This is a genomic window from Pseudonocardia sp. P-1, assembly GCF_058111925.1.
Genome location: NZ_CM176614.1, coordinates 3,925,474 through 3,941,397, shown reverse-complemented (window position 1 = coordinate 3,941,397; position 15,924 = coordinate 3,925,474). Strand labels below are relative to the sequence as shown.

Below are 15,924 nucleotides of genomic sequence, written 5' to 3'. Positions count from 1 at the left end.
CCGGTGGAGACGACGACGGGGCGCCGACCCGGTGGGTCGGCGCCCCGTCGTGCGAGCGGTGCTCAGGTCACTTGAGCGAGACCTTGGCGCCGGCCTCCTCGAGCTTCGTCTTGGCGGCCTCGGCGGCCTCCTTGGCGACACCCTCGAGCAGCGGCTTCGGCGCGGACTCGACGAGGTCCTTCGCCTCCTTCAGGCCCAGGCCCGAGACGACCTCACGGACGACCTTGATGACCTGGATCTTCTTGTCACCGGCGGCCTCGAGGACGACGTCGAACTCGTCCTTCTCCTCCTCGGCGGGGGCGGCACCGGCGGCGGGGGCACCCGCGGCGGCGACGGCGACCGGGGCGGCCGCGGTGACCTCGAAGGTCTCCTCGAACTTCTTCACGAAGTCCGAGAGCTCGAGCAGGGTGAGCTCCTTGAAGGCGTCGAGCAGCTCGTCGGTGGACAGCTTCGCCATGGTGGCGGTCCTTTCTCTACGAAAGACAGATGGGGGTGGTGGTCAGCTCTCGGCGGAGTCGCCGTCGGCCTCGGCCGGAGCGGCGGACTCGCCGGACTCGGCCTTCTTGTCGGCCAGCGCCTGCGCGAGGCGGGCGACCTGCGAGGCCGGGGCGTTGAACAGCCCGGCGGCCTTGGACAGGTTGGCCTTCATCGCGCCGGCCAGCTTGGCCAGCAGGACCTCGCGGGTCTCGAGGTCCGCCAGCTGCTCGACCTCGGCGGTGGACAGGGCGCGCCCGTCCATGTACCCGCCCTTGATCGTCAGACCGGGGTTGTCCTTCGCGAACTGCTTGATCGCCTTCGCGGCCTCGACGGGCTCACCCTTGATGAAGGTGATGGCCGTCGGGCCGGCGAGCAGGTCGTCCAGGCCCTGGACCCCGGCCTCCGCCGCCGCGCGCTTGACCAGGGTGTTCTTCGCGACGCGGAAGTTCGCGTCCGAACCCAGGTCCCGGCGCAGCTGGGTCAGCTTGGCGACGCTGAGCCCGCGGTACTCGGTCACGACCGAGGCGTCCGACTCGCGGAAGCGGTTGGTGATCTCCTCGACCGCTGCGACCTTCTCAGGTGCTGCCATCGCTGCCCTCCTCTCGGGGGTCGGTCTCGTGCACGTGGGACGTGCTTGGGGGTGCCACCGACGCAGTTCCCACTCCGACCCCGGAGACGACGAACGCCCCGTGCGCAGCAGCACGGGGCGTCGGAAGTTCGTGGGGCGCTCGCGCGCCCGGTGTCGCCTCGTCCTCCTGCGCGGGCCGTCCGGACGTTCCCGGAACCTTCGTACGCCCTTCGGGAAGGACGCGGACCTGCGGTCTTCGGTGGATCGGGAGTAACTGTAGCTCCTCGCCGTACCCCCGGTTCACCCGGGGGTACGGCGGGGTGGGCCTGCTCAGGCCGGCGTCATCGCGGAGATCTTCCAGCGGCCGTCGACGAACTGGGCGTCGACCCGCAGCCGGGCCGCCGCGGCACCCTCCTGCGGGGCGCCGCCGTCGGCCTGGCGGCGGATGACCTGGTTGACGAAGGCGTAGACGGTCGCGCGGTCGCCGTCGATGCTCGCCACGGCGAGCTTCGGGATCGTCGCGGTGACCACGGCCTTCTGCTGCGGGGCGAGGTCCTTCACGCTGCCGAAGATCTTGTCGAACTCCGGCTGGAAGCCCGGGGTGATGACGCCGCGGGCGTCGTCCTCGGCCTGCTGGAGGCGGGCGTAGTCGAAGGAGTAGACCTTCGTGATCGCCTCACCGACCTGCTCGCTGACCTGCGCGGTGGTGCCGACGTCGGTGAGCGCGGTGTTGGACGCCGACCCGGTGAAGGTCGTGCGGTACCACTCGGCGCCGAAGAACGCGGCGGCCGCGACGAGCAGCACCGTGACGGCGAGCAGCAGGCCGGTCGCGCGCCGGGTCGTCGGGGCGGCCAGCAACGACCGACGCGGGGCGCCGTCGGCGTCGGCCGGGTCGGCGTCGGCGTCGGTGCCGGGGGCGTCGGTGCCGGGGGCGTCGGTGCGCCCGGCGTCGCCGGAGCGGACCGGTGCGGCGGACGGGACCGCGTCACCGGAGCGCTCGTCGAGGGCGACACCGCCGGTGCCGGTCTCCTCCTCGTCGGGCTCGTCGGCGCGGGTGCGCGGGCGGCCCGCGACCTGGGGCCTACGGATGCCGCCCGCAGGGCGGCGGCGGGGGGTGGACATGCGGTGACCTCCTGGGGTGGTCGACCTGGGAGCGGGGCGGTGCGGGGCACCGCCGGGGGCCGGGGGTCGGGCCGGAGGGTCAGCCCGTACCCGGGGTGACCAGCGGCTCCAGTGCGTCGACCTTCCAGCCGTCGTCGGTGCGGACCATGCCGAGCTCGATGCGCTGGCGGGTCACGGCGGGCTGACCGCCCTCGGGCGTGACGGTCACGTCGACGCCGGCGAGCACCCGGGCGGTCCCGGCGCGCGGGTCGACCTCGGTCACCGCGGCGTCGGTGACGGTCGCGGCGGTGGTGCGCTTCTGGTCGGTGACGAGCTTGGCGTAGGCGTCGCGGTTGGACACGAACTCGTCGCGGACCGACCCGGCCGAGGACTGGATCCACAGGTCCAGGCCCTTCTGGGCGTCCTTGTGGTCCAGGGTGTTCAGGTTGATCACGGCCTGGCGGGCGTCACGGAGCGCCTCGTCGCGGGCCTGGGCGACCTGGGTGGCGTCGCTGTTCAGCGCGAACAGCCACAGGCCGCCCAGCACGAGCGCGAGCACCGCCGCGACGACGGCGGCCACGGGCAGGGCCCTGGCGAGCGGTCCGGGCGGGGCCTGGCCGCCGTCCGGACCGGTGGCAGGCTCCACGGGCGCGGAACCGTCGGGGGTGTCGGCCGTCGGGTCGGCCTTCGTGTCGGCGTCGGAGCCGGCAACGTCGGTGTTCATCGGGGAGCGTTCCTCCTCCCGGCTGCGGGGGCACAGCCGCTCGGCGACCGCACCGGGCGGCCGTGGGCCGGCCGTGGGGGTCCGCGCCGTCCGGCGGACGGCGGTCCCCCCGCGGTCGTCGTGCCGGCCGGGCCCGGGTGTGGCCCGGCCGTCGTGCCGGTGACGCCCCGGACGGGGCGCGACCGTCGTGCTCAACCGCCCAGGATCTGGGCGAAGCTCGTCACCAGGCCCGGCGTCGCGACCCGCTCGGCGCGGTCGTCGCCGAGCGACCCGGCGTTCGGCCGCGGGGCCGGTCCGTCGGCGGTGTCGCCGCCGTGGGGACCGTCACCGTGGCCGCCGAACCCCGAGTTGCCGGAGTAGTCCGGCACCTCGAGCGGCTGGGGCCTCTGGACATTCTGCATTCCGCGCACGTTGGTGGGGCTGCCGGGGGGCTCGGTGCAGCGGGCGTCCTCGTTCACCGGTCGCTCGGAGACGTCGAGGCCACCGCGGTTGGGCGTGCCCTCGTAGCCCCGGGCGCAGACCGGCGGGTCGGCGATGTTGACGACCAGGCCGAGGTGCGCGGTCCCGTCGCCGGGCACGACCTTCGGCGCGACGGCCACCAGGCCGGGGTAGGTCACGAGCAGCTGGCGCAGACCCGCCTGGCGCGGGGCCAGCAGCTCGGTCACCGTCCGCAGGTTCGCGATCGACTCGCCGAGCCCGGGGCCGCTCTCCCGCAGCAGGCCGCTGACCTGGTCGCCCAGGCGGGGGCCGTCGTCGATGATCCGGCGCAGGTCCGGGTCGGACTGCTTGAGCTGCTCGGTGACCTCGCGCAGGCCGCGGCTGAACTCCTGGAACTGCGGGGCCACCTCGTTCTGCGTGGTGAGCACCGGGCGGGCGTCGCGGATCAGCGCGGTCGTCTGCGGCAGCGCGTCGGTGGCGGCCCGGGTGAACTCCCCGGTGGTGTCGAGCAGCTGCTGCAGCGGCTGCGCGGTGCCCTCGAAGCCCTGGCCGAGCTCGCGGACGACGGTCTGCAGCGAGTCCTTCGGCACCGTCGACACGAGCTGGTCCAGCTCGGTCAGGAAGGTGTTGATCTGGACCGGGGTCCGGGTGCGGTCCTGCGGGATGACCGAGCCGGAGGCGAGCGCCTCGCCTCCGTCGGCCACCGGCTGGAGGTCGACGTACTGCTCACCGATCGGCGAGAGGTTCCCGACGACGGCCCGGGCGTCGGCCGGGATGGCCGGCGCGGAGTTCTCGATGTCGAGCTGGACGTCGACGCCGCGGGCGGTCAGCGACAGCGGCCCGACCCGGCCGACACTCACGCCGCGGTAGGTGACGTCGGCGCCGCTGAAGATCCCGCCGGAGTCGGCGAGCTCCACCGTGACCGGGTACGTCGTCGCCCCGAAGACGCGGTCGAGACCGGCGTAGCGGAAGCCCGCGTAGCCGACCGCCACGATGGTGACGAGCACCAGCGCGGTCAGCTGCCAGCGGACGGTCTTGGTGATCACGATCCGCCTCCGAAGAGTCCGCCGAGCAGGCCGCCGCCACCGGAGCCCTGCTCCGGCGTCGGGCTCGGTGCCGGGGTCGCCGACGGTGCCGGGGTGGCCGGCGCGGTGCCCGAGGCGGGCGGCGCCGGCGCGGTGGTGGGCTGCTCGGTCCCGAGCAGCGGCAGCGCGGGCGCACCGGGGACCGCCGGGTCCGGCTGCCGCGGGGTGGCGCCGAGCAGCGGCGTCAGCAGCTGCGCGGTGGGCGGCAGCTGGGCCAGCTGCGTCGGGTCGAGCGGCAGCCCGAGCTGGTTGGAGTTCAGGATGTTGCGCAGGACCGAACCGAGGTCCAGGTCCAGGTCCACGTACAGGTTGGCGTAGTCACCGGCGACGGCGTCGGTGGCCGCATCGGTGAACGGGATCGACAGCAGCAGCTGCAGCGAGTCCGGCAGGTTCTGGCCGGAGTCGGCCAGGTTCCGCAGCACCGGGCGCAGCGCCTCCAGGTCGGCCAGCAGGTCGTCGCGGGACCGGTTGACCACGTTGGTGGCGACGCCGGACAGCCGGTCGAGGGCCTGCAGCATGCCGACGAGCTGGGTGCGCTGGGACTCGAGCTCACGCAGGCCGGGGCTGATGTTCTGCAGGGCGTTCTCGATCTGCGGGCGACGCTCGGCGAGGGTGGCCGAGAGCCGGTTGAGGCCGTCGAGGGCGCGGTTGATGTCGTCCTTGGAGCTGTCGAGCGAGCCGACGAGCCGGTCCAGGTTGTCCAGCAGACCGCGGATCTGCGGCTCGCGACCGGACAGTGCGTTGTTCAGCTCGGTGGAGATGGTCCGGATCTGGGCCACGCCGCCGCCGTTGAGCAGCAGCGACAGGGCCCCGAGGACCTCCTCGACCTCGGCCGCGCGCCCGCTGGCCTGCAGTCCGATCCTCCCGCTCCGGGCGAGGTCGCCCTCGGCGGGGACGGTCGGCTGGGACAGCTCGACGAACTTCTCACCGAGCAGCGAGGTCGTGCGGACCCGCGCGGTGGCGTTGGCCGGGAGCGTGACGTCGCGGTTCACCGCGACGGTGACCAGCGCGTTCCACGACCCCGGCTCGACGGCGACGGTCTCGACCGCGCCGACCGGCACGTCACCGACGCGCACGATCGACTGCGGGACGAGGTCGACGACGTCGGCGAACTCGATCTGCACCGAGTACGGGTCGTCGCCCAGGTTCGCGCCACCGGGCAGCGGGATGCCCCGGAGGCCGCCGTCCACCGCGCCGCAGCCGCCCGCGAACAGGGCCACGGCGGTCAGCAGCGCCGACACCCGGCCGACACGGCCGCTGGAGCCGATCACGATCCACCTCCGAACAGGCCGAACAGTCCGCCGCCCCCGCGCTCCTCGGTCTCGGGGACCGGGGTGGGAGTGGCCTGCGGGGCCGTCGTCGTCGACGGCGCCGGGGTGGCCGGGGCGCCGGTGGCGCCCGGTGCGGGCTGCCCACCGGGGGCGGGAGCCTGCGGGTCGGCCGGGGCGCGCAGCTGCGAGCCCGGGTCGGTCAGCGACAGCGGCGAGCCCGGCATCAGCTGGGGCACCGCCGGGTTGACCCCGGAGCCGCCGGCCTGGAGCTGCTCGAGCACCTGCTGCGGGGTCGGCAGCGGCACCGCGCCGTCGAGGATCGGGGCCAGGCCGTCGCAGAGCGCGGCGGTGGGCTGGTCCAGGCCACCCGGGATCGCACCCGCGCCGCGGCGGAGGATCTCGCAGATCGCGACCGGCAGCGGGTAGGCCAGCTCGTTGATGTTGGCCCGGGTGTCGAGGGTCTCCGACGAGCCGTTGTAGATGTTGGTGAGGTTGCCCAGCGCGGCCGGGGCCACGTCGGCGATCTCGGACAGCGCCCGCTGGTGGTCGACGACCTCCTGCGAGACGCTCGCGAGCTTGTCCACGTTCGACCGCAGCGTCGACCGGTTGTCCTGCACGAAGTCGGCGACCTCGCCGAGCGCGAAGGACAGCTGGTTCAGCGCGCCACCGAGCTCGCCACGCTGGCTCGCGAGGAAGCCGGTCACGTCGGCCAGCTTCCCGTTGAGCTCGCGGATGCCGGGGTCGTTCTCGCGCAGCGTCCCGACGAACTTCTGCAGCTCGGTGATGGTGCCGAACAGGTCGCCGCTGGACCCGTTCAGCGTCGCCGAGAGCCCACCGAGGTTGCGGATGGTGTCGTTGAGTGCGCGCCCGTTGCCGTCGAGGTTCTGTGCGGTGACGTCCAGGACGTCGTTGAGCGCGCCGTCCTTGTTCGCTCCCTGCGGGCCCAGCGCCCGGGAGAGCTCGGTCGCGGTCCGGGTGAGGTCGTCGACACCGAGCGGGAACGCGGTGCGCTCCAGCGGGATCGGCTCGCCGTTCCACTCCGGGCCGCCGGTCCACACCGGGGTCAGCTGCACGTAGCGGCCGGTGACCAGGCTCGGCGAGACGACGGCGGCCTTGACGTCGGCGGGCAGGCGCACCTCGTCGTCGGTGATGGTCATGTCGACCCGCACCCGGTCCCCCTCGGGCGTGATCCGGTCGATCTTGCCGACCGGGACGCCGAGCACCCGCACGTCGTTGTCCTGGAACAGCGCGGCGGAGCTGGTGAAGTAGGCGGTGACCGGACGGCCGCCGCCGGAGGTGATCAGCCAGATCGCGCTCGCCACCAGGACGGCGACGACGGCGATCAGGGCACCGAACTGGATCTGGCGCCGGTCGTTGGCCCAGGACCCCATCAGCAGTCACCCCCGAGCGGCACGACCGGCGGCAGCAGGCCGCACAGGTAGTTGTCGAGCCAACGGCCGTTGCCGAGGACGTTGCCGAACACGCGGACGAACACCGCTTCCTTGTCGAGGATCTCGCCGAGGTTGTCGCGGTTCTCCTCGAGTACCGCCAGCACGCGGTCGAGGGTCTCCAGGGCCGGGCGCAGCTGCGCCTGGTTGTCGGCGACGAGTCCGCGCAGCTGGATCGACAGGCGCTGCACGCCGTCGAGCAGGTTCGCGATCGCGTCCTTGCGCCGCTGCAGCTCACCGAGCAGCAGGTTGCCGTCGTTCACCAGCTTCACGACGTCGCCGCGGCGGTCGGCCAGCGTGGTCGACAGCTGCCGGGTGTTGGCGAGCAGCTTCTTCAGCTCGGCGTCCCGGCTGGAGATCGTGTTCGACAGGCGGGACAGCCCATCGAGGGCCCCGCGGATCTCCGGCGGGGTGTCGCGGAAGGTGTCCGAGAGCGTGGTCAGGCTCGACGCGAGCTGCGTGGTGTCGAGCTGGTCGATCGTGCCGGAGAGGCCGTTGAAGGCGTCGACGACGTCGAACGGGGACTTGGTCCGGTCCCGGCCGATCGGCTGGTCGGGGTCCTGCTCGGCGTCGCCGCGCGGGTCGAGGGCGAGGAACTTCGACCCCAGCAGCGTGGCGATCTCGATCGACGCCGTGGTCCGGTTGCCGACCCAGGCGTCCTCGACGGTGAACTCGACCTTCACGTGGTCGCCGTCGAGGGAGACGTCCTGCACCCGGCCCGCCTCGACCCCGGCCACGGTGACGCGGTCGTTGGCCTGCAGGCCCGCCGCCTCGGGGAACTCCGCGGTGTAGCGGGTGGCCCCGGAGAAGATCGCCTCGTAGTTGAACGCGGCCAGTGTCAGCGCCGCGATCAGCACGAGTCCGATCACCGCCGTCAGGACGGGGCGCTTCTGCCCTGCCTGTGCCATCAGTTGCCTCCCGGCTGCAGCGCTGCGGTCGGGTCGCTGCTCGAGTCGACCGGGCCACGGCCGGCCGCCTGGTCCAGCAGGCCGCCGACCGACTCGGTGGTCGGCTCACGCATCAACGGGTTGTCCTCGGCGCGGTTGTCCGCGGGGTCGCCGGGCTGCGAACCGTCGGTCGGGACGGTGTTGCCGGCCCCGATCCCGGACGGGTCCGGGCCGCAGCGCCGCTCGGGGTTGCTGATCGGGCCGATGCCCAGGTCCTCCAGCGAGGTCGGCTGCAGGATCGGCGAGATGCCGATCTGGCCGTCGAGGCCGCAGAGGTAGAAGTTGAACCAGCTGCCGTACGAGCCGACGCGGGCGATCCGGTTCAGCTTGAACGGCGTGTACTGCAGGAACCGCTCGATCGCGGGGCGGCCCTGGTCGAGCTGGGTCGCGAGGTCGCCGAGGTTGCGGATGTCGTCGCGCAGCGGCGGGCGGGCGTCCTCCAGGAACGACCCCGTGACCTGGGTCAGCTCGCCGATGGACTGGATCGCGTTGCCGATGGGCTCGCGGTCCTGGGCCAGCCCGGACACCAGCGCCTGCAGCGAGCTGATCAGCTCGTTGAGGCCCTCGTCGTTGCGGTTGACGGTGTCGAGGGTCAGGTTCAGGTTGTCGATGACCTGGCCGATGACCTGGTCGCGGTCGGCGATCGAGTTGGTCAGCGACGACGTCGAGGCCAGCAGGCTCTGCACCGTGCCGCCCTCGCCCTGCAGGACCTGGACGATCTCCATCGACAGCTTGTTGATCTGGTCCGGGTCCAGGCCCTGGAACAGCGGCTGGAAGCCGTTGAACAGCACGGTCAGGTTGACCGCGGGGCGGGTCCGGTCGATCGGGATCTGACCGCCGGCGGGGAGGTCCTCCCCGGTCGGGCCCGCGCCCTGGTCCAGCGCCATGTACCGCTGGCCGATGAGGTTCTTGTACTTCAGGGTCGCGCCGACCGTCGACGGCAGCGGGTTCGACGAGTCGACGTCGAACGCCACCTCGGCGACCCGCTGGTCGACGATGCGGACGTCCTTGATCGATCCGACGACGACGCCGGCGATGCGGACGTCGTCGCCGGCCAGCAGACCGGTCGCGTCGCTGAACCGGGCGGTGTACTCGGTGACCTGACCGCCCCGGGCGTTCGCGATGGTCAGGCCGAGCAGCGTCGTGCCCAGCGCCGTGACCAGCGCGAAGACCAGGAACTTGACCAGCGCCGAGATCGGGAGCCTGCTCACGTCAGCGTCACCTCCGTGCCGCGCAGGAGCGGGCCGACCATCGTGCTGCTCCAGGCCGGCACGGCCTGCGGGGAGCCGCCCTGCTGGGCGGCCAGCAGCTGCGCGACGACGTCCTGCTCACCGGCGGAGTTCGCGACGCCCATGTCGACCGAGCCGCTCTGGTGCGTCCCGTCGTAGGACGACGGCTGGATGCCCGCCTGACCGAGCGCGGTGGTCAGCGGGGGGAGCACGCCCGCGCCGTTCTCCGCGCTCTGGTCCTGGATGAGACCGAAGCTGTCGGTGCCGTCGTAGGTGCCGAAGGTGTCGACCCCGAAGTCCTCGGGGTTGCCCATCGGCTGCCCGGCCGGGGCCGGGCCCGGGACGGAGCCGTCCCGGAACGGGCCGTCCGGCGGGTACTGGGTGCCGGTCGGGACCGGGATCGGGTAGCAGCGCGGACCGCGGTCGTCGCCGTACTCGGGCTCGTCCTGGTTCGGCAGGTACTTGCCCTTGCTCGCCACGATCTCGAGGGTGATGTTGACGCCCACCCGGTCGGTGCCCGGCCGGAACGCGTCGTTGATCTTCGGGATCAGCTCGACGAGCTGGCGGGTCAGGCAGGGGAACTCCGGCGAGTACCGGGCCAGGGTCTCCAGCGTCGGCCGGCTCGCGGCGGAGAGCCCGATGATGTTCTCGCCGTTCGCGTCGAGGAAGGCCCGCAGGTCGTCCGAGGCACCGGTGATGGAGCGGTAGAGGTTCCGCAGACCCTCGCGCTTCTCGACGACGGTGCGGCTGGTGACCGTGAGGTTGTCGAGCGCGTCGAGCAGGTCGGGCGCGGCCTGGTTCAGGTTGTCGGAGAAGGTCGCCAGCTGGCGGATGTCCTCCTGCAGGTCCGGCACGGCCGGGTTCAGGCCCTCGACCAGCGTGTTCAGCTGGGTCAGGGTCTCCCCGAGCTGGTTGCCCCGGCCCTGCAGGGCCTGGGAGAGCGAGCCGAGCGTGGTCGCCAGGTCCTGCGGACGGACGGTCTGCAGCAGCGGCAGCAGCTCGTCGAGCACCCGCTCGACCTCCAGCGCGGCCTGGCTGCGGTCCTCGGGGATGACGTCGCCCGCGGCCAGCCGGGCCGTCGACGGCGCGGCCGGCGGGACCAGCGACACGAACTTCTCGCCGAACAGCGTCTTGGGCAGCAGCTGGGCGGTGACGTTCTCCGGGATCTGGTCGAGGAACTGCGGGTCCATCGACATCTCGATGCTGGTGTCCGTGCCGTTCGAGACGACCTGGTCGACCTGGCCGACGATCAGGCCGTTGACCTTGACGTCGGAGCGCTCCTGCATCTGGGTGCCGACCCGGGCGACGTTCAGGGTCACCGGGACACCGGAGGAGAAGGCGCCGACGTACTGGGCGACGGCCAGCCCGAGCAGGACGACGATGACCGAGACGAAGGCCAGGCCCTGCAGCACTCGCTTCGGGGACCTCATCCGGCCACCCGCACCGAGGTCGAGGTGCCGAACATGACCAGCGTCAGGAAGAAGTCCAGGATGGCGGTGCTCACGATCGACAGCCGCACCGCCCGACCGACCGCGACACCGACGCCGGCGGGGCCGCCCTTGGCGGAGTAGCCGTAGTGGCAGTGGATCAGGATGATCACCGTCGCGAACACGATCACCTTGAGGTAGGACAGCAGTACGTCACTGACCGGTAGGAACAGGTCGAAGTAGTGGTCGTAGGTACCACCGGGCAGACCGTTGATCAGCGTGACGTTGATCCGCGAGGCGGCGTAGCTGGCGAGCAGGCCGAGCGTGTAGATCGGGATGATCGCGACGATGCCGGCGACCACCCGGGTGGTCACCAGGTAGGGCACCGAGGGCACCGCCATGACCTCCAGCGCGTCGATCTCCTCGGAGATCCGCATGGCGCCCAGCTGGGCGGTGAAGCCCGCGCCGAGCGTCGCGGTCAGCGCCGAGGCGGCGACCAGCGGGGCGATCGAGCGGGTGTTGAAGTAAGCGGTGATGAAGCCGGTCAGCGCCTCGACGCCCAGGGCGTCCAGGGCCCGGAAGCCCTGCAGGCCGACCAGCGAGCCGACGAACAGCGACAACGACGCCATCACGCCGACGGTCCCGAGGATGACGATCAGCGCCCCGGAGCCGAAGGAGACCTCGGCGAGCAGCCGGGCGACCTCCTTCTTGTACCGGGTCAGCGTCTTCGGGATCCAGAGGATCGACCGGACGTAGAGCGACAGCTGGTCGCCGAGCTCCTCGAGCTGGTTCAGCGGCGCCTGGGCGGCCCGTCGGGCCCGCGTTCCGAGTGGGGTGGCCATGGATCAGAAGCCCTTCGGCGGGACGAGCTCGAGGTACAGGGCGGTGAGCACGAGGTTGATCAGGAAGACGAGCACGAAGGAGATGACGACGGCCTGGTTCACCGCGTCACCGACACCCTTCGCACCGGGCGGCGGGTTGAGGCCGCGGAAAGCGGCGACGACACCGGCGACGATGCCGAACAGGAACGCCTTCAGCTCCGACACGACGATGTCGCTGACCTGCGCGATCGCCGAGAAGCTGTTGATGTACGCACCGGGCGACCCGCCCTGGATGATCACGTTGAAGAAGTAGCCGCCCGCGACGCCGACGCAGGTCGCGAGCCCGTTCAGGACCAGCGCGGTGATGCCCATGGCGAGCACCCGCGGCACGACCAGGCGCTGGATCGGTGAGATGCCGAGCACCTCCATCGCCGCGATCTCCTCGCGGATGGTCCGGGCTCCGAGGTCCGCGCAGACCGCGGAGCCACCGGCGCCGGAGATCAGCAGCGCGGTGACGATGGGGGCGGCCTGCTGCACGATCGCGAGGACCGCACCGGCGCCGGTCTGGGACTGGGCGCCGAACTGGCGGGTCAGCTCACCGAGCAGCAGCGCGATCGTCGCGCCGAACGGGATGGTGAACAGGGCGGTCGGCAGCGCCGAGACCTTGGTGACGAACCAGGTCTGCTCGACGAGCTCGCGCCACTGGAACGGCCGGCGCAGTCCCTGGCGGCCGATCTCGGCGAACAGGCCGAAGAACTTGCCGACCGGGGTGAGCGCCCGCGTGACGGGGCTGGGGATGCTCACCGGTCACCGCCGGAGAGCTGGTGACGACCGCCGGGGTCGGGGGTGTCGTCGGTGATGCGCGGGTGGATGTCGGTGGGACGGTCGTCGCTCACCGTCGCGCCGCTGCGGGCCATCTGACGGGTGGTGCCGTCCTGCGACGGACCGCCGCCGGCCTGCGCGTCGCTGTCGGCGTGCTGCTCCCGGATCGCCTCCTGCGCCGACTCCGGCAGCTCGTGCATCATCGCCTCCACCCGCTCCCGACGACGGTGCACCGCCTGCCGGTCGGGCATCCCGGTCGACGCGACGAGCTGCGGCTTCATCGGCGGACGGCCCTCGAGCTCACCGGCCTCCTCCATCTCACGGGCGGCCTGCGCGGCGTCCTTCTCCTCCGACATCCCGATCGGCCCCTCCCGACGCCCGTTCAGGAACTGCGCCACCACCGGCTCGTCGGAGGTCAGCAACACCTCCCGCGGACCGAACATCGACAGATGCTTGCGGTAGAGCAGCCCGATGTTGTCCGGCACCGTCTGCGCCGAGTTGATGTCATGGGTCACGATCAGGAACGTCGAGTCCGTCATCGCGTTCAGATCGATGATCAGCTGGTTCAGATACGCCGTGCGCACCGGGTCCAGACCCGAGTCCGGCTCGTCGAAAAGAATGATCTTCGGATCCAGCACCAACGCCCGCGCCAGCCCCGCCCGCTTACGCATACCACCCGAGATCTCACCCGGCAGCTTGCCCTCGGCACCGACCAGACCGACCATGTCGATCTTCTCCATGACGATGTCCCGGATCGCCGACTCCGACTTACGCGTGTGCTCCCGCAACGGGAACGCGATGTTGTCGAACAGGTTCATCGACCCGAACAACGCACCGTCCTGGAACAGCACCCCGAACAGCTTCCGGATCTCGTACAGCTCGGACTCCGAGCACTTGCACAGGTCGACGCCCTCGATGACGATCGATCCCCGCTCCGGCTTGAGCAGCCCGATCAGGGACTTCAGGAACACCGACTTACCGGTACCCGACGGTCCGAGCAGCACCGACACCTCGCCCGCGGGCAGCGTCAGGGTCACGTCCGACCAGATGTTGGCCCGACCGAAGGACTTCGTCAGCCCCTCGACCTTCACCTCGACACCGGTCACGTGTCGCCTCCTCGCGCAATAGACCGACGAACCGCACCGGGGCCCGGGAACGCTGGGGAGCGGGGGCCAGTTGTCGGTGCTGAACGGCACAACGAGTCTGCGCGTCGGGGGTTACTGGCGGGTCGGCGGGGTCGCCGATCGGTGACCATGCCGTAATCTAAGTTATGGTTACCGTGGGTTACAGATTACCGTGCAATGTTGCGGACCGTGGGTAACAGTGCTCCCGGCCGGGTAGCAGCGCTGGTCCGAACGGCCCGATTGCCGCGGTACGACCGAGTCGGCGACCACGCCCCCACCCGCACGGAGGATCACCCGATCGGCGGCGTCACGTGCGGGGCGTGCGACAGGATGAGGCGCTGGTAGTCGTCGAACAGGGCACGCAGGAGATCCCGGTCGCGGGGGTCGCAGGTCTGCTGGTAGCCGGCCATCAGCGAGATGCCGAAGACGGCGAGCCTGCGGGCGTCGTCCGGGTCGGGCACGACGTCGGCCACCACCTGCTCCAGCGCGATCCGGCGCTGCACGTCCACCCGCGCCTGGGCGCGGCCGACCTCGGGGTCGATCTGCGCCCACGCCCGGATCGCGGCCTCGGCGTCGTGCCGCAGGGCCACCGTGAGCTGCTTGACCACGTCGATCCGCTCGACCGGGTCCGCGGTCGCCCGGGCCAGCTCGACGATCCGGTCGGTCTGCTCGGCCTCCCAGTAGCGCAGCAGGCCACGGACGAAGCCCGCCCAGCCGCCGAAGTGGTGGTAGAACGACCCGCTGGTCACGCCGAGCGACCGGCACAACGGACCGATCTTGAGCCCGGCCGCGCCCTCGCGCGCGAGGATCGACATCGCGGCGTCGTAGTACTGCTCGGCAGCGATCTGCCGACCCGCTCTCCTGGCCACCCGCCCGCCCCCTCTCCACGACCCGTGCCGACCCACCAGGGTGCCACGCCGGACGCGTGTCCGATCAGAAGATCCTGCGCAGCAGGCGTTCGGTCCGCCCGTCGTAGGGCGGGTAGACGATGCCGGGATCGGGCCGGGCCGGCTTGCGCAGCACCGCCCGCCGGTGCGAGAAGGTCTCGAACCCGAACCGCCCGTGGTAGGCGCCGGAACCGCTGCGCCCCACTCCCCCGAAGGGCAGCCGGGGCACCAGCACGTGGAACATCAGGTGGTTGACGACGGTCGCCCCGGCGGGGACCTCGCGGGTGACCCGCTCCGCGGTGCGCGACGAGCCGGTGAACACGTAGGCGGCCAGGGGCTTCGGGCCGGCGTTGACGTGCGCGATCGCGGCGTCGACACCGTCGACGGTCAGCACCGGCAGGATCGGGCCGAAGATCTCCTCGGTCAGCAGCCGGGACCCCGGCCGCGGGTCGAGCACGACCGTCGGCTCCCCGGTGCGGGCCTCCGGGTCGATCGTGCCGCCGGCCACCACGGTGCCCCCGTGGTCGTCGGCGAGCAGGCCCGCGAGCCGCGCCGCCTGCCGGGCGTCGACGATCCGCACGCCCCCGCCCGCGCCGCCGCGCATCCGCGCGGTCTCGGCGACGAGCCGCTCGACCAGCTCGTCGCGGACGGCGGAGTCGACGAGCAGGTAGTCCGGGGCGACGCAGGTCTGGCCGGAGTTCATGAGCTTGGTCCAGGCGATCCGGCGCGCGGCGACCTCGACGTCGGCGTCCGCGGCGACGATCACCGGGCTCTTCCCGCCCAGCTCGAGCGTGACCGGGGTCAGGTGCGGCGCCGCGGCGGCCATCACCTTCGCCCCGACCTCCGGGCTACCGGTGAAGAACGCGTGGTCCAGGCCCTGCGCGAGCAGCTCCTGGGTCTCCCCCGGCCCCCCGGTGACGACGGCGACGGCGTCCGGATCGGTGTAGCGCGGCAGCAGCCGGGCGAGCACCTCGGCGGTCGCGGGCGCGTACTCCGACGGCTTCACCACGGCGCAGTTCCCGGCCGCGAACGCGGCGACCAGCGGCGCGAGCGTGAGGTATGCCGGGTAGTTCCACGGCCCGATGACCAGCACGACCCCGAGCGGCTCGTGCACCCAGCGCGCCGACCCCGGTTGCACCGACAGCGGCAGACCGACCCGGTGCGGGCGCATCCAGCGGCGCAGGTGCCTCCGGGCGTGGCGGGACTCCGCGACGGTCGGGGCCAGGTCGGCCATCCATGCCTCGACGCGGGGACGGCCGAGGTCCGCGGCCAGGGCCGCGACGAACTCGTCCTCGGCCTCGGTGAGCATCCGCTCCAGACCGCCCAGCTGGCGCAGCCGCCAGCTCCGGTCACGGGTCCGGCCACCACGGAACGTGGCGCGCAGCCGGGCCACCTGCTCGGCGACGGACGGCCCGCCGGCGTCCGCTCCCACGGCACCGGTGGGCCCACCGGTCTCGGTCACGCTCATCGGCGGCTCTCCCACGTCGTCGGGGTCGGGTAATTCCCCAGTAACATAATCTACGTTACGTTCCGGGTATAAGGTCACACACTCACG

The 15,924-nt window shown here is 72.1% G+C and carries 14 protein-coding genes and 1 pseudogene; all 15 read right to left on the bottom strand.

Annotated features, from left to right (window positions below; translation table 11 throughout):
• Positions 1–67: 67 nt before the first annotated feature.
• The 15 genes and pseudogenes from rplL to AC0GKK_RS19365 all read right to left on the bottom strand — a co-directional run bounded on the left by rplL (position 68) and on the right by AC0GKK_RS19365 (position 15,837).
• A complete protein-coding gene (gene rplL / locus AC0GKK_RS19435) occupies positions 68–457 on the bottom strand; it encodes a 50S ribosomal protein L7/L12 (RefSeq protein WP_062397856.1) in 390 nt (129 codons plus the stop codon).
• 42 nt (positions 458–499) lie between these two features.
• Positions 500–1,066 carry a 50S ribosomal protein L10 gene (rplJ, locus tag AC0GKK_RS19430; RefSeq protein WP_020622230.1) on the bottom strand — a complete coding sequence of 189 codons (567 nt, stop codon included), beginning with the start codon at positions 1,064–1,066 and terminating at the stop codon, positions 500–502.
• Positions 1,067–1,375: 309 nt separating this feature from the next.
• Positions 1,376–2,167: a nuclear transport factor 2 family protein gene (locus tag AC0GKK_RS19425; RefSeq protein WP_179761809.1), complete on the bottom strand. Its 792-nt coding sequence runs from the start codon at positions 2,165–2,167 to the stop codon at positions 1,376–1,378.
• Between the two features lie 79 nt (positions 2,168–2,246).
• Positions 2,247–2,870 carry an Rv1363c family protein gene (locus AC0GKK_RS19420; protein ID WP_476652680.1) on the bottom strand — a complete coding sequence of 208 codons (624 nt, stop codon included), beginning with the start codon at positions 2,868–2,870 and terminating at the stop codon, positions 2,247–2,249.
• A gap of 191 nt (positions 2,871–3,061) precedes the next feature.
• Positions 3,062–4,354, bottom strand: a complete 1,293-nt coding sequence (locus AC0GKK_RS19415; protein WP_357458847.1) for an MCE family protein — start codon at positions 4,352–4,354, stop codon at positions 3,062–3,064.
• Positions 4,351–5,664 carry an MCE family protein gene (locus AC0GKK_RS19410; protein ID WP_179761806.1) on the bottom strand — a complete coding sequence of 438 codons (1,314 nt, stop codon included), beginning with the start codon at positions 5,662–5,664 and terminating at the stop codon, positions 4,351–4,353. Before AC0GKK_RS19410 ends, AC0GKK_RS19415 begins: the two co-directional genes overlap by 4 nt.
• Positions 5,661–7,055 (bottom strand): MCE family protein, encoded by a 1,395-nt coding sequence (locus AC0GKK_RS19405; protein WP_179761805.1) that lies wholly within the window; start codon positions 7,053–7,055, stop codon positions 5,661–5,663. Before AC0GKK_RS19405 ends, AC0GKK_RS19410 begins: the two co-directional genes overlap by 4 nt.
• Entirely contained in the window at positions 7,055–8,020 is a 966-nt protein-coding gene (locus AC0GKK_RS19400) for an MCE family protein (protein ID WP_179761804.1), read from the bottom strand. Before AC0GKK_RS19400 ends, AC0GKK_RS19405 begins: the two co-directional genes overlap by 1 nt.
• 230 nt (positions 8,021–8,250) lie before the next feature.
• Positions 8,251–9,270 (bottom strand): annotated as a pseudogene (locus tag AC0GKK_RS19395) (MCE family protein); the annotation flags it as partial.
• Entirely contained in the window at positions 9,267–10,718 is a 1,452-nt protein-coding gene (locus AC0GKK_RS19390; RefSeq protein WP_179761802.1) for an MCE family protein, read from the bottom strand. The pseudogene AC0GKK_RS19395 and the gene AC0GKK_RS19390, both read right to left, overlap by 4 nt.
• Positions 10,715–11,557: an MlaE family ABC transporter permease gene (locus AC0GKK_RS19385; protein ID WP_161152754.1), complete on the bottom strand. Its 843-nt coding sequence runs from the start codon at positions 11,555–11,557 to the stop codon at positions 10,715–10,717. The genes AC0GKK_RS19390 and AC0GKK_RS19385 overlap by 4 nt, the downstream gene beginning before the upstream one ends.
• A 3-nt stretch (positions 11,558–11,560) precedes the next feature.
• The gene (locus AC0GKK_RS19380; protein WP_161152753.1) at positions 11,561–12,340 is read right to left on the bottom strand and encodes an MlaE family ABC transporter permease; all 780 of its coding nucleotides are present in this window, start codon (positions 12,338–12,340) and stop codon (positions 11,561–11,563) included.
• Positions 12,337–13,464: an ATP-binding cassette domain-containing protein gene (locus AC0GKK_RS19375; protein WP_179761801.1), complete on the bottom strand. Its 1,128-nt coding sequence runs from the start codon at positions 13,462–13,464 to the stop codon at positions 12,337–12,339. Before AC0GKK_RS19375 ends, AC0GKK_RS19380 begins: the two co-directional genes overlap by 4 nt.
• Positions 13,465–13,772: 308 nt before the next feature.
• Positions 13,773–14,351 (bottom strand): TetR/AcrR family transcriptional regulator, encoded by a 579-nt coding sequence (locus AC0GKK_RS19370; protein ID WP_161152751.1) that lies wholly within the window; start codon positions 14,349–14,351, stop codon positions 13,773–13,775.
• A gap of 64 nt (positions 14,352–14,415) precedes the next feature.
• Entirely contained in the window at positions 14,416–15,837 is a 1,422-nt protein-coding gene (locus tag AC0GKK_RS19365) for an aldehyde dehydrogenase family protein (RefSeq protein ID WP_179761800.1), read from the bottom strand.
• Positions 15,838–15,924 lie beyond the last annotated feature (87 nt).

Bases quoted from the DNA above. Each gene is read 5' to 3' on its own strand.
- rplL (WP_062397856.1), bottom strand. From the start codon at position 457: ATGGCGAAGCTGTCCACCGACGAGCTGCTCGACGCCTTCAAGGAGCTC.
- rplJ (WP_020622230.1), bottom strand. From the start codon at position 1,066: ATGGCAGCACCTGAGAAGGTCGCAGCGGTCGAGGAGATCACCAACCGC.
- AC0GKK_RS19425 (WP_179761809.1), bottom strand. From the start codon at position 2,167: ATGTCCACCCCCCGCCGCCGCCCTGCGGGCGGCATCCGTAGGCCCCAG.
- AC0GKK_RS19420 (WP_476652680.1), bottom strand. From the start codon at position 2,870: ATGAACACCGACGTTGCCGGCTCCGACGCCGACACGAAGGCCGACCCG.
- AC0GKK_RS19405 (WP_179761805.1), bottom strand. From the start codon at position 7,055: ATGGGGTCCTGGGCCAACGACCGGCGCCAGATCCAGTTCGGTGCCCTG.
- AC0GKK_RS19400 (WP_179761804.1), bottom strand. From the start codon at position 8,020: ATGGCACAGGCAGGGCAGAAGCGCCCCGTCCTGACGGCGGTGATCGGA.
- AC0GKK_RS19390 (WP_179761802.1), bottom strand. From the start codon at position 10,718: ATGAGGTCCCCGAAGCGAGTGCTGCAGGGCCTGGCCTTCGTCTCGGTC.
- AC0GKK_RS19385 (WP_161152754.1), bottom strand. From the start codon at position 11,557: ATGGCCACCCCACTCGGAACGCGGGCCCGACGGGCCGCCCAGGCGCCG.
- AC0GKK_RS19365 (WP_179761800.1), bottom strand. From the start codon at position 15,837: ATGAGCGTGACCGAGACCGGTGGGCCCACCGGTGCCGTGGGAGCGGAC.